The following is a 17,771-nucleotide window of genomic DNA, read 5'->3' on the forward strand; positions in this document are numbered from 1 at the left end:
GCGCCGTCTGCACCGGCTATTCAGCTCGGGAAGGTAGCCTTGGATGTGCGTCGTCGTACACGCAGGGAAGTCGTACAAGTAAGGAAGTCAGGTGAGAGTCCGGTGGAACTGCCCGGTTTCCTCTATGGCTTCTATGAGCGCAAACTCCTGCGTTCACTCAAGCAGGACAAGATTCCGCGCCACATCGGCGTCATGGTGGACGGCAACCGCAGGTGGGCCAGGCAATTCAATGCTCCCACCAGCGAGGGACACCAGGCGGGCGCCGACAAGATCCACGAATTCCTGGGCTGGTGCCAAGAGCTCGGCGTCGAGGTCGTAACCCTGTACATGCTCTCCACGGACAACATGAACCGTTCAGGGGAAGAGCTGGACCTGCTCATGGGCATCATTGCCAACACCATGGATCGCCTGGACGAAGACGATGCCGTATCAGTTCATGCCATGGGCGCCCCCGAGATCCTGCCCGACTATTTGGCCGAACGCCTCAACAAGCTGACGTCCCGAACGCCCGCCCACGAGAAAATCCATGTCAACGTCGCGGTCGGCTACGGCGGACGCCGCGAAATCGTCGACGCCGTCCGGGAACTTCTGCATGAGGCGGCCGCCAACGGACGCACGATGTCCGACGTCGCCGATGAACTTTCCGTGGATGACATATCACGGTTCCTTTACACCAGGGGCCAGCCGGATCCCGACCTGGTGATCCGCACCTCCGGGGAACAGCGGCTTTCAGGATTCCTCATGTGGCAAAGCGCCTACAGCGAGTTTTATTTCTGCGAGGCACTCTGGCCTGCCTTCCGTAAGGTCGACTTCCTGCGGGCACTGCGGGACTATGCCGGCCGGCAACGCCGCTTCGGGTCCTAGGCTTTCCGGTTAATCCGGAATTCTCCTTCCAGACATCCGACTTGCCGATGACGGATGGCGGAAATTCCTGTGAGTGGGATTACGTTAATCCCATCAGCAGGCAAAACCGCCCGCTGATCGGGGAGGCCAGTACATGGAGCGAACTTTCGCACCAGTTACATGGGAGGCCACGCCCGGCCTTCCGGCCGAGCCGCTTCACCATTAGGCCGGGCGACCGCCCGGGGCTGGAGTCGATGTGGCTATTTCAGAGCAACTGCCCGTGATGGATTCCGACGCGGAAGGCGCAGCTCCCTCCCGCGCCAAGCGGACCTCAGGCAAAGCGCGGAGCACAACACCGACCGCGACGCCGGCCGCAGGACGCAGCTATGTGATCGACACATCAGTCCTCCTCTCGGACCCGCACGCTCTCCTGCGTTTCGCCGAGCACGAAGTCATCGTTCCGATCGTGGTCATTACCGAACTCGAAGGGAAACGCCACGACCCCGAACTCGGCTATTTCGCCAGGAAGGCCCTCAGGCTCCTGGACGATCTCAGGATCGAACATGGTGGACTCGACCACGCCATACCGATCGGAACGGCCGGGGGACTCCTCCGGGTGGAAATGAACCACATCTCTCCGGAGGTCCTGCCAGCAGGGTTCCGCGGCGGAGATAACGACAGCCGTATCTTGGCTGTAGCCAAGAACCTGGCCAACGAAGGCCACAACGTCACGGTGGTTTCCAAGGATCTTCCTATGCGGGTCAAGGCCTCCGCCATGGGATTGCAAGCCGACGAGTACCGGAACGAACTTGTCAAAGACTCAGGCTGGACAGGCATGGCCGAGGTTGAGGCCACCGAGGAAGAAATCACCACCCTTTACGGCCACGAACCCGCCTTCATCCCCGCAGCGGCCGAGCTCCCGGTCAACACTGGCCTCGTCCTCCTCTCCAACCGCGGCTCCGCCCTCGGACGGGTAGGGACGGATAAGCAAGTCCGCCTGGTCAAGGGCGATCGGGATGTGTTTGGGCTCCATGGCCGCTCGGCAGAACAACGGCTCGCCATTGACCTGCTCATGGACCCGTCGGTGGGCATCGTCTCCATTGGCGGCAGGGCTGGAACCGGCAAGTCCGCGCTGGCCCTGTGTGCCGGCCTTGAAGCCGTGCTGGAGCGCCGCGAACACCGCAAGGTAGTGGTCTTCCGGCCCCTCTACGCCGTGGGCGGCCAGGAACTCGGCTACCTCCCGGGGTCCGAGTCGGAAAAGATGAACCCGTGGGCGCAGGCCGTTTTCGACACCCTGGGTGCGTTGGTCAGCCAAGAGGTCGTTGAAGAAGTCATGGACCGGGGCATGCTTGAGGTCCTTCCCCTGACCCATATCCGCGGGCGGTCACTCCACGATGCCTTCGTGATTGTCGATGAGGCCCAGTCACTTGAGAAGAACGTCCTGTTGACGGTGATGAGCCGTATTGGACAGAACTCCAAGATCGTCCTCACCCACGACGTCGCACAGCGCGACAACCTCCGTGTGGGACGGCACGACGGCGTTGCCGCCGTCGTCGAGACTCTCAAGGGGCATCCGCTGTTCGGCCACATCACACTGACCCGCTCCGAGCGGTCGCCGATTGCGGCCCTGGTGACGGAGCTGCTCGAAGGGGCTGAAATCTAACGTCGCTGCCAGCCGTCCGCGGTCCGGCGAAGGCCAGGCATCCTCTGCGTGCTAGCTCGTTCCTCGCTTTGACGCACGCTGCCGGATGCCTGGCCTTCGCGATGCCGCGGTCAGAGCTTCAGGTAGTTCTTCAGCTCTTCGTGGCCTTGGACTTTTAGGGTCCACTGCGGGCGGTTGAAGGTGTCCGGGGTCAGCCGAACCCGTTGCACCTCTTGGACTTTGCCGCCCCAATCGTCGCGGAAGATGCCATTGGGCCTGTAGCCGAGGCTCGCCGAAACGCCCAAAGACTGCTCGTTCCATGCAGCTGCCTCAGATTCCGCCGCTTCAGCGTTCAGGGAATCGAAGGCATAGCTCACGACGGCGGCACGCATCTCCTTGCCGAAGCCGCGTCCCTGCGCGGACTGCTTGAGCCAGGAGCCCGTGCCAACGGTTTTGAGGGATGCGAAGTTGTTCGCGGCGATGTCCTGGACACCGAGGAATTCGTCATGGTGCCAGATGCCCAGAAGTAGCGTCCAGGACGCAGGCGTGAAGTTCGCGCGGCAACGCCAGTACCACTGGGCCATGTTGGGTGCCAATTCGTGGCTTGGAAGGTCCGCCCAAGGGGTACTGAAGGGGCTTTTGCCGGGCTGGTGGACACCCGAGCGGGCAGCAGCGACGGCGGCAGGGATGTCTTCGTCAAGGATCGGGCGGAGGCTAAGCCTCGGCGTCGTCAGGGTGAGTCCGAAGGGGGGCCAGAGTTCTGCCAGCGAGGTCATCGCCGTAGCCTAGCCCGTGGCGCGGCCCCGTGCGAGTCATGCGCCTGCCCACGCTGTGCTGGAATGCCGGGTCACGCTTCCTGGATGAGGCTACCGGGATCAAGCCGCCGGACCGATGTCCCAAGGGATGTGGCGGCGGACATCGGTGAGGTTCATGGACTCGGCCAAGAACAGGTCATCCAACATGTATTCATCGACGCCGAGGATGTTCAGCCGGTGCCCCTTGCCCGCGGAATCGCCGTCCAAGCTCTCGCTGGCTACGCAGACTCCCGTGCCGACGTCGACCCTTATCAGGGTCCGGCCGGGATGGACCAAAGGTTCCGCAGGGTCCGATGGGACGTACGTCCGGCTGGGAGTGACCACAGTTTCGAGTGCGGGACGGCCTTCATGGTCCACCTCGCGGGGCTGTTCCAGGAAGACCCGGTTGGTGTCCGGAAATTCGATGGGCACGGGTGCATTGCCGGTGAGTTCCACGGGATCCAGCGCGGCCGCGAGCCTACCGTTCCCAAAGGAGGGCTCGCCATAGGCCGCCTCCGGACGACGCCGGACCAGCCCGGCGTCGTCGTACACGGGTGTCACCAAGTGCGCGGGAAGCAACCAGGAGCGGCGGGTGGCGCTGACATAAAGATCATCCCGGGAGTCGTTGATGCCGGTGGTGCTGTGAAGCAACTGGCCATCGGGCGTTTCGAGCCGGAGAGCTCCAGGCCTCCTGAGCCAAGCACGCACCATGATGGAGACGTTCCCGGGCCGCTCCTGGTTTCCGGGCCGCTCAAGGTACTCGAACCTGAGGGTGGTCCATCTCCACGGCGAAGATCGGCAAAGGTTTCGGAATGTGGAGGATAAGTCGAAAGCCGGTCCGCCTGCACCATATTGGCCCATATCCACAGTTTACCTAGGGTCGAACTCGGCGAAGAAGGCACATAGGGATAGCATCCAAAGGTGATCCGACGACTCTCCGACCTCTGGGATGCCAGCCCGCTGGGCTTCTGGCTCGTGGCTGCCGCGTGCCTGTACTTCGTAGTGATGGCTGTCCGGCTCACGGTGATCGATGTTCGGAGCCATCTGCTGCCCAACCGCATCGTGTTCCCCGCTTACGCCGTGGCGGGAGCGCTCCTGCTCGCGGCCGCAGTGGTTGGATTCTTTGGCGGTACGGACGGAACGAGCAGACTGGGTGTGGCGTTGTTCGGCGTTCCCGGGCTTCGGATTTTGGCCGGGGGCGCAGCGTTGTGGCTCTTCTACTTCGTCCTCAGGGTCATCCATCCACCAGGCATGGGCTTTGGCGATGTCAAGCTTGCCGGCGTCCTGGGCCTCTACTTGGGCTACCTCGGGTGGAACCACATGATGGCGGCTACATTCGCTGCTTTCCTGCTCGGTGGCCTCTGGAGCTTGGCGATACTTGCCGCCCGGCGTGGCACCCTGCGTTCAGCCATTCCTTTCGGCCCGTTCATGCTCGCGGGAGCCGCCCTCGCCATGGTGGTGCTCCCGGCGTAGGGATAGCCTGTCTGCAAGGGCAGGCCTGCCCTGCGACGGGACTTCGGCCATAAGGAAACTGACACCATGGGTGCACCGGAATTTGTGCTCAAGCTGCGGGAAAAGATCGGTCACGACCCGCTATGGCTGCCGGCCGTGCGGGGCGTCGTTTTCGACGACGACGGCAGGGTGCTGCTTGGCCAGCGTGCGGACAACGGGCACTGGGCACTTATCACCGGCATGCTCGAGCCGGGCGAACACCCCGCGCCGGGTTTGGTGCGGGAGATCTTCGAGGAAACGGCCGTGGTGGCGGAAACCGAACGGATCATCGCCATCGGGGTGGTTGGCCCGGTAACCTTCCCCAACGGCGACGTGTGCGACTTCCTCGATATCACGTTCCGCTGCCGATACGTCTCCGGAGACGCCCGGGTGAACGACGACGAGTCCCTCGCCGTGGGGTGGTTCGAGCTGAACGACCTTCCGGACATGAGCGCCGGCAACCTTGAAGCCATAAGGCTTGCCACGGAGCCCGAAGGCCCCGTGGCATACCAGACACAAGACTGAACCTGCGTGGCGCCCGCGTTTGGACGTTCCGTGCCGCGGCCGTCGTCCGGCTTTACGGCACGAACCTTACGGCACCAGCGGCGCTTTCTAGGCCTTGTGTGCCGGGCGCGTCATGGTGGTGACATCCAGCGCCTTATCCAGCTGCTCCTCGGTCAGTTCGCCGCGCTCGAGGTAACCGAGGGAGACCACTGCCTCACGGACGGTGAGACCTTCCGCTACGGCCTTCTTGGCGATCTTTGCCGCGGCCTCGTACCCGATGAACTTGTTCAACGGCGTCACGATGGATGGCGAAGCCTCAGCCAGGAAGCGGGCGCGCTCCACGTTCGCGGTGATGCCGTCGATCATCTTGTCAGCCATGACGCGGCTGGTGTTGGCCAGCAGGCGGATGGATTCAAGCAGGTTCGCGGCCATGACGGGGATGCCGACGTTCAGTTCGAACGCACCGTTGGTGCCGGACCAGGCAATGGCGGTGTCGTTGCCGATGACCTGGGCGCAGACCATGATGGATGCTTCGCAGATGACCGGGTTGACCTTGCCGGGCATGATGGACGAGCCGGGCTGCAGGTCCGGGATGGCGATTTCGCCGAGGCCGGTGTTGGGGCCCGAGCCCATCCAGCGGAGGTCATTGTTGATCTTCATCAAGGAGATCGCGATGTTGCGCAGCTGGCTGGAGCCTTCGATCAGGCCGTCGCGGTTGGCCTGTGCCTCAAAGTGGTCGCGTGCTTCGGTCAGGGGGAGCCCGGTATCGGCCGCCAGCAACTCGATGACGCGCTCCGGGAATCCTGCCGGGGTGTTGATGCCTGTGCCAACTGCCGTGCCGCCGAGGGGAACTTCAGCGACGCGGGGGAGCGCAGCGTTGATGCGCTCGATGCCGTAGCGGACCTGGGCGGCATAGCCACCGAACTCCTGGCCCAACATGACAGGAGTCGCGTCCATGAGGTGGGTGCGGCCGGACTTGACGACGTCCTTGAACTCTTCAGCCTTACGGTCCAGTGACGCGGCGAGGTGCTCCAAGGCCGGAATCAGGTCGTTGATCAAGGCCGACGTGGCGGCAACGTGGACCGACGTCGGGAAAACGTCGTTGGAGGACTGGGACGCGTTCACGTGATCGTTCGGGTGGACAACTTTGTCGCTCCCGGCCGCCGAGAGCGCGCGTGACGCGAGCTCGGCGATGACCTCGTTGGTGTTCATGTTGGAGGAAGTGCCGGAGCCGGTCTGGAAGACGTCGATGGGAAAGTCGCCGTCGTACTTGCCGGCAGCGACCTCATCGGCCGCTGCAGCGATCGCCTCGGCGAGCTCACCGTCGAGCACCCCCAGCTCGGCGTTGGCCAGCGCGGCAGCTTTCTTGACCCGGGCAAGGGCCTCGATGTGGGCGCGCTCAAGGGTCTTGCCGGAGATCGGGAAGTTCTCCACGGCGCGCTGCGTCTGGGCGCGGTACAGGGCATTCACGGGCACGCGAACCTCGCCCATGGTGTCGTGTTCAATACGGAACTCAGTGGTGGAAGTCATGGGGCTAGCTTATGGCGATTGGACGCTTCACTGAAAACCCGAAAGGAGTGCTACGTGCTCCGGCACGGAGACCGGAGCACGTCCTCCTAAAACTCGCCGATCCCTGAAACCAGGTCTGCACGGCCCTCACGGAGCTTGTAGGACAGGCCCACCACGGCCACGCGTCCGTCCTGGATGGCGTCGGAAATCACACGTGAACTGTCGGCCAACCGGGCAGCCGTCTGCTTGACGTTTTCCACCACCATGTCATTGACCTCCGTTTGGTCATTGCGAAGGGCGGTCAGTACAGAGGGCGTAATGCGTTCCACCAGGTCCCGGATGAAGCCACCGGGCATCTGGCCGGTTTCGACTGCGGCTTTGGTGGCTGTCACGGCTCCACAGTTGTCGTGGCCGAGAATCACGATCAGCGGCACACTGAGCTCGCTGATGCTGTATTCGAGGGAGCCGAGGACAGCATCGTCTATCACTTGGCCGGCCGTGCGAACGACGAAGGCGTCACCAAGGCCGAGATCGAAAATGATCTCGGCGGCGAGGCGGGAGTCCGAGCAGCCGAAGATGACGGCGAATGGATTCTGGCCCTCCACCAACGAGGTTCGATGGGAGGAATTCTGGTTGGGGTGCAGGGATTCACCGGAAACAAAACGTTCGTTGCCCTCACGGAGACGGCGCCACGCCAGGGCTGGGGTCAGATTAGTAGGCATGAGCCTTACTTTACGGCGCCGCCCCGGCAGAGAGTGAAACTGTTGCGCCTTATTTGGCTGACGCCGTGGGCGACGGCCGGGGGGAGGCGATCGGCGCTTGGTCCGCGGACTTAACGACGGCGGCGGCGAGCGTTGCGAATTCATCAAGGCTTGCCGTGCCGTTCAAGATCAGCGTGGTGCCGCGATAATCCAGGACCATGCTGCGCGTACCTTTGCCCGAGTCCCGTAGTACCCAGTCCTGGCCGCCGGCGTTCCGTGTCCCTGTGACTGGAAGGTTTCCGGCCTGCTGCAATACCCAAGTCGGGTTGGCCTGGTTGGTTTGCGTCAGGCCGATGAAGGCCGTCTTCGGAGTCACGAAGCCGATCTCCCAGGTGGGCACACCGGTGCCGCTGCCGGAGTCCCAGCGAGCGTAGTTCGGCTTGAATGTGTCGCCGGTGTTCGGCGTTACCGGTGTGAATCCGGCCACATCTGCGGCGTCATGGGCAATGACTGCGACATCTACAGGGGGCCGGAAGTTGTCACCTCTGGGTGCCGGGTTCATCAACACCACAGGGAGGAAAGCGAGCACGCACAGCAGCAGGGCAATGATCATGCCGATGACGGAGGCGTTGGCCCGCTTGGCTGCCTTTGCTGCAATCACGGGCTTGTAGGGGGCCTCCGGGGTGTTGCCCTGGCCATTACCGGCGACGGGCGGTTCACTCCCTGCCACGGACTTGTCCTGCGTTTCGTTCACCCTTCCATGATCCCTTATCGCGGACCGGAACACACAACCGCGCCTGTCCGGACCCACGGCCCAGCTCGTGGTCATCCAATGACCGGCAAGGCAGGCGGCGACTATGATCGTTGGTAGAGGACCCCCGGGTTGCTACGAGCAACCATGTCCGGTCCCTGCATCGTCACTCGAAGAAGAGGTTCATGTGTCTCCTGCGCCAATGACCCAGCAGTATTCCACGATTTCGCCGTCGCTTGCCGTCGGCATCGACGAACCCGACCGCAACCTTGCGCTGGAACTCGTCCGCGTTACCGAAGCCGCAGCCATTGCCGGTGGGCACTGGGTAGGTTTCGGCGATAAGAACAAGGCAGACGGCGCCGCCGTCGATGCCATGCGTTCATTCCTTCAGACCGTCCACTTCAATGGCGTCGTGGTCATCGGTGAAGGCGAAAAAGATGAAGCCCCCATGCTGTTCAACGGCGAGCAGGTTGGTGACGGCACCGGTCCCGAGTGCGACGTCGCCGTCGATCCCATTGACGGAACCCGCCTGACCGCACTGGGCATCAACAACGCCCTCGCGGTCCTGGCGGTCGCTGAGCGCGGCTCCATGTTTGATCCTTCAGCTGTGTTCTACATGGAAAAGCTGGTCACCGGTCCCGAGGCCGCCGACATGGTGGACCTTCGGCTTCCGGTCAAGCAGAACCTGCACTTGATCGCCAAAGCCAAGGGCGTCAAGGTCAACCAGCTCAATGTCATGATCCTCGATCGTGATCGCCACCGCCCGCTTGTAGAGGAAATCCGCGAAGCAGGTGCGCGCACCAAGTTCATCATGGACGGCGACGTTGCCGGCGCCATTGCTGCAGCCCGTTCAGGCACCGGCGTCGACGCTTTGATGGGCATCGGCGGCACCCCGGAGGGCATCGTGACGGCGTGCGCCATCAAGTCCCTGGGCGGCGTGATCCAGGGCCGCCTGTGGCCGACCTCCGACGATGAAAAGCAAAAAGCGATCGACGCCGGACACGACCTCGACAGGGTCCTCTCCACCAACGACCTCGTCACCTCCGACAACTGCTACTTCGCGGCGACCGGCATTACCGACGGCGACCTCCTGCGTGGCGTGCGCTACCAGAAGGACCGTGTCCTGACGCAGTCGATCGTGATGCGTTCGAAGTCCGGCACCGTGCGCTTCGTCGACGCCGAGCACCACGCGTCCAAGTGGGAGACGTACGCACGCAAGGCGTAATCCTTCCCTGCTACAGAAGGACGGCGGGCATCGCTCGGCGGCTATCTCCTCGTTCCTCGTCGATTTGATGCCGCTGTCGCGATACACGCCGTCCTTCTCCGTGTCAGGGCGGTTACGGCTTGGTGCGATTTTGGGGAGGGGAGGGGAATCAGCGGCGGAGCTTGTCCCGGAGGGCTCTTGCAAGTTGGTAGGCGCCGTAGCGGAGTTTGTTCACTGGAAGGTCCCAGGTGCCCGGGTAGGAGACTTCGCGGCCGCCGAAGGACTTCTTGAAAGCAGTGAAGCCCGCCCATTTGTGGTCCGGCTGGTCTTCCGGCGCCACGCCCCAAAGATCCACGTGCTTGAGGCCCTTCTCCTTGGCGTCGGCCATCAGGGTGACCAGGAGCGGGATTCCGGCGCTGAGCTTCCGATGGGTGTCATCCAGCGCCGCATGGGCGTAAACCCTGGTGTCAGCGGAATCGTAGGCAAACGCAGCGGCAATAGGTTTGCCTTCCAACTCGGCGATGAAAAGCGTCCCAGCCCCGGCCGGCAGCAACGAAGCTGCCACTTGGGTGAGGTACTCATCGCTTTGGGGCTTGAAGCCGTTGCGGGCAGCCGTCAGGTGCAGGAAGTGCAGGAGCACTGAGATCTCGGCCGGGTCTTGGGACGCCCGGAAGGTAACACCCTTTTTGTGGATGTTCCTGTAGAGGTTCCGGTTGGTTGGCTTCATCCCGGCCAGGACATCCTTGAAGTCACCTTCCAGGTCCACGATCCAGCTGAGCTCGGGTTGCTGGTTGACCGGCGCGGGCCGCATGCCACGCCCGCGCAGGATCGGCCCGGCGTCGGCCGCCGTAAAGCCGGCTTGGACAGGCTCCATGCGGATAAAGACGGCGTGCTCGGCTTTCGCCAACCGGACCAAGGCGGCGGTGGCGGCGTCGAAAGCCTCCAAAGACTCGGCAACGGGACCGTAGGGTGCATAGATGACCTTGCCCGCGGGATTCTTCTCTTCAATGGCGAGGAAACTCCAGCCAGGGCCTGATTGCTCGTGGACACGGCGGCCCAGTGAACGCTGGACGGCGGCCCACGCAGGCGTTTGCAGGAAAAATTCCATGGTCAGTTCCCCAAACCTGTGGTCACGGCGAAGGCGATGCTGGTCTCGGTCGCGCCCTGCACCGGGTGGACATTGACGGGAGCCTCGATGTCCGGGATGAACGCGGCGGCGCCGCGTTCCAGCCTGAGATCGCTCTTGGGCGAATCGAGGACCATGGAGCCGGCAACAACCACGACGACGGCCGGCCCGTTTTGTGCCAACGGCACCGGCACTGCGCCTGGCTCCAGTTCGATGCGCTGGAGCTGGAATTCCTTGAAGGGCGGACGGTACAGTTCCTGCCCGAATTCGGTCCCGCTGACGTCCACGCGCGGTACGCCGAGGGCCTCGAAGCGGACTGTCTTGAGGAGTTCCGGAACGTCAACGTGTTTCGGCGTGAGCCCGCCGCGCAGCACATTGTCAGAGGAGGCCATGACCTCCACGCCCAAGCCACGGAGGTAGGCGTGGACGTTCCCGGCCGGCAGGTAGACCACCTCGCCGGGTTGCAGGCTGACGTGGTTCAGGAGCAGTGAGACAAGGACGCCGGGGTCACCGGGAAACGCTTGGTTGATCTTCAGCATTGCCGTCAACGTATCCGCGTGCGGTTCCTGCGGTGCCCCGGAGGAGAGGATTGCAACGATCTCCTGGATGGGCTGGGCGGCGTTGGGACCTGCTTGGAGCAGCCGCTGGAACGCGGCCCTCAAGGCTGCCGACTCGTCCGGCTGGCCAAGATCGGCAATGACCTCGGTGAGGATGTCCGGAACTGTTGCGGCGGCGGAATCAAGGACCTGTGCCAAGTGCTCAAATGTGGCCTTGGATTCGGCTGGCGGCCGGAAGCCACACAACGCCTCGAAAGGGGTCAGCGCGAAGATCATCTCCGGCTTGTGGTTGTCATCGCGGTAATTGCGGTGGGCGGCGTCGGCAGCAATGCCCTCTGCGTTCTCCCGTGCGAAACCTTCCCTGGCCTGCTCAAGGCTCGGGTGGACTTGCAAGGACAGCGGCTGTTCGGCGGCCAGGAGCTTGGTCAGGAAGGGCAGGCGTGGGCCGAACTCCGCCAGGCTTTCGGGCCCAAGGAAATGTACGGGGTCCGAGGCGATGAGAGCGTCGAGCGGTTGTGTGACACCGTTCGGGTGGATGGCTGTGGAGGGGGAGTCAGGGTGTGCTCCGATCCACAATTCGGCCTCCGGATTACCCGAGGCCGGCCGACCCAGCAACCCGGCGATCGCCGTCGTCGAACCCCATGCGTAGGGGCGCAAAACATTTTCGATCTGATACACGACAGAGGGTCCTTATCGTTTGCGGTGAACGGCGGGAAAGAGGGACTTAACCGCTACAGCGGGGCGCATTGTCCGTTGGTGGCCACGAGGTTTCGGATGCCCTGCTCGTCGCCTTGGGCTTTGAGTCCGTTGAGCAGCTCCACCGTAATGGGCGTCCCATCGGGCGTGGTGGTCACCGGGGTGAAATCCGATGCCACTTGCTTGGGCGCTGCCTGCTTGTGCGCATTTGCCGGAGTGTTTGCCGGAGCGTTTGACAGTGCGACCCGTAGCGTCTGGGGAGACGCAACAGACACAGGAGACGCAACAGACGCAGTGACGGCGTCACCGGTCTGAGGGTTGGCTGCGGCCTGAGGGGCGGCGCCTGCGGAGCCCAGCAGGTCGTGGACCTTGGAGTGAATCACGTCGAAGTCCGGCGTCGTCGAGAAGGCGGCATCGAAGTCGGGAGGGCCGATGGTCATGCGCTTCACCGCCTGGTTCTTCGATTTCAATGCCAGGTCCACGAAGCTTCCGAGCTGGCCGGAAGAAATGTTGGACTCAACCACCTTGGTACCCGCGTTGGCTATGTCCTCGAATTTGGTCAGCAACGTGGCAGGGTCCAGCTGCTTGAGCATGGCTTGCTGGACGCACTGCTGCCGGGAAATGCGGGCGTAGTCGTCAACGAATTCGCGGGAACGCCCGTACCAGAGGGCCTGGAACCCGTTGAGGTGCTGGTCCCCGGCGGCGATCCAGCCGTCAGGCATTCCGTGGATCCCGTTGGCCTCGTCAATGGTGGGGCCGCTGATGGGAACCCAGCCGCCGGCTTTGATGCGGATTCCGCCCATGGCATCGATGAGTTTGGCGAAACCGTCCATGTCCACCAATACGTATGCTTGCACGCTGATGTCCAAGGTGCCCGACACAGCTTCGAGGGTGGCTTGGGCGCCCGGATCAGCAACTCCGGGGTAGAGGTCTTGGTATTTGTTGGTGACCTCGGTGTTGACAGCGTTGATAAGGCATTCGTCACCGCAGTTGTAGCCGTCAGGGTAGATCTTGCGCATGGGCGATTGCTCGCTGAACTGGGCGTTCTGGAGGTTGCGCGGTACTGAGATGATGGCGCTGGCGCCAGTTTTCGCGTCGACGCTGATGACGGACAGGCTGTCAGGCCGCCGACCGGTTCGATCACTTCCTGCATCACCACCCATCATGAGGAAGTTGTAGCGCCCATTCACCGGAGCCATTGCCGGACCGGCGTCGAAAATGCTGCCAATTGCGTTGCGGCTTACGTTCAGGACGTACGCCATGTACCCCAGCGACCCGCTGGCAAGGACCGTTGCGCACACTACGACGACGGCGACGATGGGCCGCATGCCCGGCGCGAGCAGGGTGGGCCTGATGATGCGCAAAGTGTTCAGGAACAGCACACCCCAGCCCACGGCCAACGCCACCAAGACCACGATGACCACAAGGGAGGCGAGCGGGTGCGTAACAATGCTGAGCACCGTGGATCGATCCACCAAAGCCAGGAAGATCGTAAGTACGGCCACAGCCCAAACCGCCAGAGTGACGCGCAGTGCCAGCCGGCCGAGCTGGCGGTTACCGGCGACTATCTGCGCGCTTCCGGGTATGAAGAGTGTGAGGAGGACCAGCACGAAGGCCCGCTTTGTCCGAACCGGGGCGCTAGCCCCGGAAGGAAAGCGAAGCGGATCAGTCAGCTTGGGGGCAGACCGATCCGAGGTCTTGTGCACCGTAGTCATCCTCTGCCTTCCTAGGCGGAACTCCGCGCAGATCCGTTGGCGGGGGAGAAGACCTCCGCGACTTTTTGGCGCAGGTTTCCACCCTTCTTCGTTGCCACGTCATTGAGTTCCTGCGCGAAGGCGAGCAGGTCAGTGCGGAGTTTCTCCGCGAGCTCGTCCGTGCCGGAGGCCAGCATACGGACGGCAAGGAGTCCGGCGTTCCGCGCGCCGCCGATGGAAACGGTAGCCACCGGAACACCCGCGGGCATCTGAACAATGGACAACAAGGAATCCATGCCGTCCAAAGTCTTCAGAGGCACGGGAACACCGATGACGGGAAGGGGAGTCACTGACGCCAGCATTCCGGGGAGGTGCGCGGCGCCACCGGCGCCGGCAATGATCACCCGCAGCCCACGTTCGTGGGCCGTCTGGCCGTACCGGATCATCTCCGTTGGCATGCGGTGGGCTGAGACCACGTCCGCTTCGAAAGGGATGCCGAATTCCGCAAGGGCTTCGGCTGCCGCTTCCATGACGGGCCAGTCCGAGTCCGATCCCATCACCAAGCCGACGAGAGGTGCTGTCTGATCAGATGTCACAATGTCTCCTCAGGGGACGCTTGGGCCGGCATATGGCCGTTGCGGATAATGTTGGCCACTGCGGTGGCGCGTTCCCGGACGGAATCGACGTCGGCGACCGAAGTGCCCACCAAGTTGACGTGCCCGATCTTGCGGCCAGGGCGGACCGACTTGCCGTAGCAGTGGACCTTGGCCGCAGGCTCAAACGCCAGGGCCATGGGGAAAGCTCCGAACAGGTCCTGGTTGTCGCCACCGAGGAAGTTCTTCATGACGGTCACCGGAGCCAAGGCATCCGTTGCGCCGAGGGGGAGGTCCAGGACCGCACGGAGGTGCTGTTCGAACTGGCTGGTGACGGAACCGTCCTGGGTCCAGTGCCCGGTATTGTGCGGACGCATGGCCAACTCGTTGATGAGGAAGCCTGCCCCGACGCCCGGCGTCTCGAACAACTCCGCGGCCATGACGCCAGTGACACCGAGGTCGTTTGCGATGCGCAAGGCCGCCTCTTCGGCCGCGGCAGCCACTTCAACCGGGATGTTTTGGGCCGGTGCAATGACTTCATCGCAGACCCCGTCAACCTGGATAGTGTGAACCACGGGCCACGCTCGGGACTCTCCACCGGGAGTGCGGGCAACGAGGGCTGAGAGCTCGCGGCTGAAATCCACTTTGGCTTCGGCCAGCAGGGGGCTCATGGCGTCGAACCAGGCGGCGCTGTCCGCGGCGTCGTCGGCGTTGTCGATGATCCTGACACCCTTGCCGTCGTATCCGCCTCGGGGTGTCTTCAGAACCACGGGCCAGCCGATCCTGTTGCCGAACTCCACCAGCTCATCAACGGTGTGGACCGCGGACCACTCCGGGTTGGGCAACCCCAGGCGATCTATGGCCGCCCGCATGACCAGCTTGTCCTGCGCGTTAACCAAAGCATCAGGGCCGGGCTGAACGTTCACCCCTGCTTCGATGAGGGCACGCAGGTGCTCGGTGGGGACGTGTTCGTGGTCGAACGTGAGAACATCCACCCCCTTGGAGAACTCGAGGAGCGCATCAAGGTTTTTGTAGTCACCAACAGGGGCAGTGGCCACGGCCGCGACCGCTGAAACGTCCTCGCCCTCAGCCAATACCCGGAGTTCGAAGCCCAATGCGGTAGCGGGGGGAGCCATCATTCGTGCGAGCTGGCCGCCGCCAACTACGCCAATTACTGGAAAAGTCACAAGGTTCAGCCTACCGAACGCGCGGCAGGATCCCTGATTCTGCCGCCCCGGTGACACCGTTTATCCGCCCGGGACCGCCCCGTATCGGGCTTCTCACAGTCCACTCCCGGGTAGCTCTTGGAAATGGGCGCTAAAATGGGTGTGGCCCATCGGCCCACTTTTCAACGGCCATGGAGGGTCATGATCACCACACTTGCAGATCGCATCCGCGGACTGGCTTCGCTTTTTTGGCGCGAAGTCGCGAAGTTCGGCGCCGTTGGCGGTGTTGCTTTTGTCATTGACTCGGCCATCTACATCTGGCTCTTTTCCGGTCCGATGCACGGCAGCGAAGTATGGGCCAAGGCCATTGCGACGATCGTGGCAAGTGTGTTCTCCTGGGTGGCCAACCGGTTCTGGACCTTCCGCCACCGCAAGCAAGCCAACGTGATGCGTGAGGCGGTGTTGTTCGCCGTCATGAACCTTGTCGGTTTGTTCATTGCCTCCGGCTGCGTGTGGGTTGCCAAGTACATCCTGAACTTGAACGACAAGCCTTCGCTCTTCATCGCAGGAAGCGTAGTGGGCCTCATCCTGGGCACCATTTTCCGCTTCTTCGCCTACCGCTTCTGGGTGTTCAACGAGGAGTTGGATTCCGAGCCCGAGTTCTCCAAGGACCACGAACTCATCGACCTGCACCACAAAACGGGCAACCCCGCCACGGGTGAAGTGCCCTCCGTCGAGAAACGCTAAGGACCGCAGGCCCCAGGGTCAGGAGCGGCTGGTCAGGAGCGGCTGGTCAGGAGCGGGTGACGCGCTCGTTCGCAATCAGGTGGTCTGTGACATCCGTCCCCGGGTGGACGAGCACGACCGAACCATTCACAGTCCATGCCCCAAGGGACGCTGCGAGCCCTGATTCCAAGCCCTCGGAGGCCCGGACCAGGAGCCGCACTCCGGGTTCGTCCACGGTGGCGAAGTCCGTCAGTAGGCCGTTGTGTAAGTGGCTTGCCGTTCCGCGCACTGCCGGCAGGTCGGGCGTCGGCTCGTTGTGCGCCATGAACACGTCACCATGCGAGCGGACCTCCGCCGCGTAATCGATGACGCCGGCCGGCAGGTTTCCGGGCCAGCGCATTGCCAGGGCGGCAAGGGGTACGGCCACTACCGCATCAAAGCCGGCCCCGGCGTCGTCGGGCATGTCGGTGACGAGGATATCCGCGGAAGTCCCGTCCATGACGACTTCCATCCCTACTTGCCATGCCGCCAAAGCCCACACGAAAGACTTCCAGTGCGCCGCGACGTCGAGACGAAGGGCCATCCCCGGTTCGGCATCCAGCTCGTCCTGCAGGAGGTTGCTGGTTTTTGCTACCCAGTTGTCCAGGACGCGGCCGGAAAGCTCAACGCGTTCGGACTCAGGGCCGTACCAGGTGAGCCTCGGGGAGGTGGACTGGCCCGACCTCAGGGTTGTCATCAGGTCAACTGCCGGGATACTCATGCGCCCATCTTGCCACGCTCCACTTCACCCTTCACGCTCCGATTCGATGCTGAGCTGCAGGACATGCCGTGCGCCCGGCGCATTCTGCAGCGAGACCCCGAATCGGGAAAGTCAGTCTCCTTAGGGGTACTGTGATTTACCCCACACCTTCTCTTTCGACGCAGAGGCGGGCTGCGGCGTCGACGAACAAATTTCCCGATAATTCAACGGAAGTTCATGGGATCTGATGCAAGCCTTCCATTTCCCGCGAGCATCAGGGGCGGCGGCGCTCAAAAACTCGGGCGTGGCGCATCCCACGTTTGTCCGGAATCTTGATTATTATCCCGGCGCGGCTTGACTGCCGCTAGTTACACGCGTGTAATTAGTAATCAACGCCGCTGCACAGAGGACCGGGTCACTGCCGGGAATCGGAATCCATCCACGCAGCAGCTGCAAAATCAGGAGGGACGCCATGGGGCAAGCGTTGCGTATCCAGGAAGATGCAGTCGTCGCAGGACATGCGTCGGTGAAGTACCGTTCGCGGGAAGTACCGGGGGATTGGTACGTGGACCCGGCAGATCCGGAAGCGGCAAGCCGTTACAACCAGAACGTGCAGCAGTCACTCGAGGACCAGGCAACTGCCCTCTTGGCTGAACATGAGGCGTTGATCGGAGACCTGCCTGCAGGTCCCGATGATGACGTGGACGATCCTCCCATGGAGGTGCGCCGTCCCACCGAAACCCCCTCACAAGCTGTGTGGATCGGGCTTCCCGGTCAAGGCGACTTCGATGACGAAGGTGAATTGGGCTGGCAAACCGACGCACTGTGTGCACAGACCGACCCGGAGGCCTTCTTCCCTGAAAAAGGTGGCTCCACGAGGGATGCCAAGAAAGTCTGCGGGGCGTGCAACGTCCGTTCCCAGTGTTTGGAGTACGCGCTCACCAATGACGAGCGGTTTGGTATTTGGGGCGGCCTCTCTGAGCGGGAGCGTCGTCGGCTTAGGAAGCGAGCGGTCTGATTCTCAAGGAAGTTCAC

The 17,771-nt window shown here is 62.9% G+C and carries 18 protein-coding genes; 7 read left to right on the plus strand and 11 right to left on the minus strand.

Annotated features, from left to right (window positions below; translation table 11 throughout):
* Positions 1 to 102 precede the first annotated feature (102 nt).
* Positions 103 to 864 (plus strand): isoprenyl transferase, encoded by a 762-nt coding sequence (locus tag QRN04_RS01525; RefSeq protein WP_284974382.1) that lies wholly within the window; start codon positions 103 to 105, stop codon positions 862 to 864.
* A 262-nt stretch (positions 865 to 1,126) separates the two neighbouring features.
* Positions 1,127 to 2,506 carry an RNA 5'-3' helicase PhoH2 gene (gene phoH2, locus QRN04_RS01530; RefSeq protein WP_502868749.1) on the plus strand — a complete coding sequence of 460 codons (1,380 nt, stop codon included), beginning with the start codon at positions 1,127 to 1,129 and terminating at the stop codon, positions 2,504 to 2,506.
* A gap of 110 nt (positions 2,507 to 2,616) precedes the next feature.
* Here the strand turns inward: phoH2 and QRN04_RS01535 are convergent, their stop codons facing one another.
* Positions 2,617 to 3,261 carry a GNAT family N-acetyltransferase gene (locus QRN04_RS01535; protein WP_284974384.1) on the minus strand — a complete coding sequence of 215 codons (645 nt, stop codon included), beginning with the start codon at positions 3,259 to 3,261 and terminating at the stop codon, positions 2,617 to 2,619.
* Positions 3,262 to 3,360: 99 nt separating this feature from the next.
* Positions 3,361 to 4,140 carry a hypothetical protein gene (locus QRN04_RS01540; protein ID WP_284974385.1) on the minus strand — a complete coding sequence of 260 codons (780 nt, stop codon included), beginning with the start codon at positions 4,138 to 4,140 and terminating at the stop codon, positions 3,361 to 3,363.
* A 60-nt stretch (positions 4,141 to 4,200) separates the two neighbouring features.
* Between QRN04_RS01540 and QRN04_RS01545 the strand changes: the two genes are divergently transcribed.
* Positions 4,201 to 4,752 (plus strand): prepilin peptidase, encoded by a 552-nt coding sequence (locus tag QRN04_RS01545; protein WP_284974386.1) that lies wholly within the window; start codon positions 4,201 to 4,203, stop codon positions 4,750 to 4,752.
* A gap of 66 nt (positions 4,753 to 4,818) precedes the next feature.
* A complete protein-coding gene (locus QRN04_RS01550; RefSeq protein ID WP_284974387.1) occupies positions 4,819 to 5,295 on the plus strand; it encodes an NUDIX hydrolase in 477 nt (158 codons plus the stop codon).
* A gap of 87 nt (positions 5,296 to 5,382) precedes the next feature.
* Here the strand turns inward: QRN04_RS01550 and QRN04_RS01555 are convergent, their stop codons facing one another.
* The 3 genes from QRN04_RS01555 to QRN04_RS01565 form a co-directional block, all read right to left on the minus strand.
* The gene (locus QRN04_RS01555; protein WP_284974388.1) at positions 5,383 to 6,804 is read right to left on the minus strand and encodes a class II fumarate hydratase; all 1,422 of its coding nucleotides are present in this window, start codon (positions 6,802 to 6,804) and stop codon (positions 5,383 to 5,385) included.
* Between the two features lie 86 nt (positions 6,805 to 6,890).
* Positions 6,891 to 7,505: a carbonic anhydrase gene (locus QRN04_RS01560; RefSeq protein ID WP_284974389.1), complete on the minus strand. Its 615-nt coding sequence runs from the start codon at positions 7,503 to 7,505 to the stop codon at positions 6,891 to 6,893.
* 49 nt (positions 7,506 to 7,554) lie between these two features.
* The gene (locus tag QRN04_RS01565) at positions 7,555 to 8,238 is read right to left on the minus strand and encodes a DUF4245 domain-containing protein (RefSeq protein ID WP_284974390.1); all 684 of its coding nucleotides are present in this window, start codon (positions 8,236 to 8,238) and stop codon (positions 7,555 to 7,557) included.
* Between the two features lie 199 nt (positions 8,239 to 8,437).
* Between QRN04_RS01565 and glpX the strand changes: the two genes are divergently transcribed.
* Positions 8,438 to 9,460, plus strand: a complete 1,023-nt coding sequence (gene glpX / locus QRN04_RS01570; protein WP_284974391.1) for a class II fructose-bisphosphatase — start codon at positions 8,438 to 8,440, stop codon at positions 9,458 to 9,460.
* A gap of 148 nt (positions 9,461 to 9,608) precedes the next feature.
* On the opposite strand, the gene QRN04_RS01575 is transcribed toward glpX, so the two are convergent.
* Genes QRN04_RS01575 through QRN04_RS01595 form a run of 5 tightly spaced genes read right to left on the minus strand, consistent with a single transcriptional unit; the run spans position 9,609 to position 15,292 of the window.
* A complete protein-coding gene (locus QRN04_RS01575; protein WP_284974392.1) occupies positions 9,609 to 10,547 on the minus strand; it encodes a lipid II:glycine glycyltransferase FemX in 939 nt (312 codons plus the stop codon).
* A gap of 2 nt (positions 10,548 to 10,549) precedes the next feature.
* Positions 10,550 to 11,800 carry a mannose-6-phosphate isomerase, class I gene (manA, locus tag QRN04_RS01580; protein WP_284974393.1) on the minus strand — a complete coding sequence of 417 codons (1,251 nt, stop codon included), beginning with the start codon at positions 11,798 to 11,800 and terminating at the stop codon, positions 10,550 to 10,552.
* A gap of 53 nt (positions 11,801 to 11,853) precedes the next feature.
* Positions 11,854 to 13,533: an LCP family protein gene (locus QRN04_RS01585; protein ID WP_284974394.1), complete on the minus strand. Its 1,680-nt coding sequence runs from the start codon at positions 13,531 to 13,533 to the stop codon at positions 11,854 to 11,856.
* Between the two features lie 11 nt (positions 13,534 to 13,544).
* Positions 13,545 to 14,069, minus strand: a complete 525-nt coding sequence (gene purE, locus QRN04_RS01590; protein ID WP_284974516.1) for a 5-(carboxyamino)imidazole ribonucleotide mutase — start codon at positions 14,067 to 14,069, stop codon at positions 13,545 to 13,547.
* A 35-nt stretch (positions 14,070 to 14,104) separates the two neighbouring features.
* Complete coding sequence (locus QRN04_RS01595) at positions 14,105 to 15,292, minus strand: 5-(carboxyamino)imidazole ribonucleotide synthase (RefSeq protein WP_284974395.1); 1,188 nt, start codon at positions 15,290 to 15,292, stop codon at positions 14,105 to 14,107.
* Between the two features lie 180 nt (positions 15,293 to 15,472).
* Here QRN04_RS01595 and QRN04_RS01600 point away from each other — a divergent pair, with 180 nt between their 5' ends.
* Positions 15,473 to 16,018, plus strand: coding sequence for a GtrA family protein (locus QRN04_RS01600; RefSeq protein WP_284974396.1), 546 nt, complete (start codon positions 15,473 to 15,475; stop codon positions 16,016 to 16,018).
* A 46-nt stretch (positions 16,019 to 16,064) separates the two neighbouring features.
* On the opposite strand, the gene QRN04_RS01605 is transcribed toward QRN04_RS01600, so the two are convergent.
* A complete protein-coding gene (locus tag QRN04_RS01605) occupies positions 16,065 to 16,757 on the minus strand; it encodes a TIGR03089 family protein (protein ID WP_284974397.1) in 693 nt (230 codons plus the stop codon).
* 451 nt (positions 16,758 to 17,208) lie between these two features.
* Here QRN04_RS01605 and QRN04_RS01610 point away from each other — a divergent pair, with 451 nt between their 5' ends.
* Entirely contained in the window at positions 17,209 to 17,754 is a 546-nt protein-coding gene (locus tag QRN04_RS01610) for a WhiB family transcriptional regulator (RefSeq protein ID WP_284974398.1), read from the plus strand.
* Positions 17,755 to 17,771 lie beyond the last annotated feature (17 nt).

It is taken from the genome of Arthrobacter sp. efr-133-TYG-104 (assembly GCF_030208915.1).
Taxonomy (GTDB): Bacteria; Actinomycetota; Actinomycetes; order Actinomycetales; family Micrococcaceae; genus Arthrobacter.

Excerpts from the sequence above, each read along its gene's own strand:
- phoH2 (WP_502868749.1), top strand. The coding sequence starts at position 1,127 with ATGGATTCCGACGCGGAAGGCGCAGCTCCCTCCCGCGCCAAGCGGACC.
- QRN04_RS01535 (WP_284974384.1), bottom strand. The coding sequence starts at position 3,261 with ATGACCTCGCTGGCAGAACTCTGGCCCCCCTTCGGACTCACCCTGACG.
- QRN04_RS01540 (WP_284974385.1), bottom strand. The coding sequence starts at position 4,140 with ATGGGCCAATATGGTGCAGGCGGACCGGCTTTCGACTTATCCTCCACA.
- QRN04_RS01550 (WP_284974387.1), top strand. The coding sequence starts at position 4,819 with ATGGGTGCACCGGAATTTGTGCTCAAGCTGCGGGAAAAGATCGGTCAC.
- QRN04_RS01555 (WP_284974388.1), bottom strand. The coding sequence starts at position 6,804 with ATGACTTCCACCACTGAGTTCCGTATTGAACACGACACCATGGGCGAG.
- QRN04_RS01560 (WP_284974389.1), bottom strand. The coding sequence starts at position 7,505 with ATGCCTACTAATCTGACCCCAGCCCTGGCGTGGCGCCGTCTCCGTGAG.
- glpX (WP_284974391.1), top strand. The coding sequence starts at position 8,438 with ATGACCCAGCAGTATTCCACGATTTCGCCGTCGCTTGCCGTCGGCATC.
- QRN04_RS01575 (WP_284974392.1), bottom strand. The coding sequence starts at position 10,547 with ATGGAATTTTTCCTGCAAACGCCTGCGTGGGCCGCCGTCCAGCGTTCA.
- QRN04_RS01585 (WP_284974394.1), bottom strand. The coding sequence starts at position 13,533 with ATGACTACGGTGCACAAGACCTCGGATCGGTCTGCCCCCAAGCTGACT.
- purE (WP_284974516.1), bottom strand. The coding sequence starts at position 14,069 with ATGGGATCGGACTCGGACTGGCCCGTCATGGAAGCGGCAGCCGAAGCC.
- QRN04_RS01600 (WP_284974396.1), top strand. The coding sequence starts at position 15,473 with ATGATCACCACACTTGCAGATCGCATCCGCGGACTGGCTTCGCTTTTT.
- QRN04_RS01605 (WP_284974397.1), bottom strand. The coding sequence starts at position 16,757 with ATGAGTATCCCGGCAGTTGACCTGATGACAACCCTGAGGTCGGGCCAG.
- QRN04_RS01610 (WP_284974398.1), top strand. The coding sequence starts at position 17,209 with ATGGGGCAAGCGTTGCGTATCCAGGAAGATGCAGTCGTCGCAGGACAT.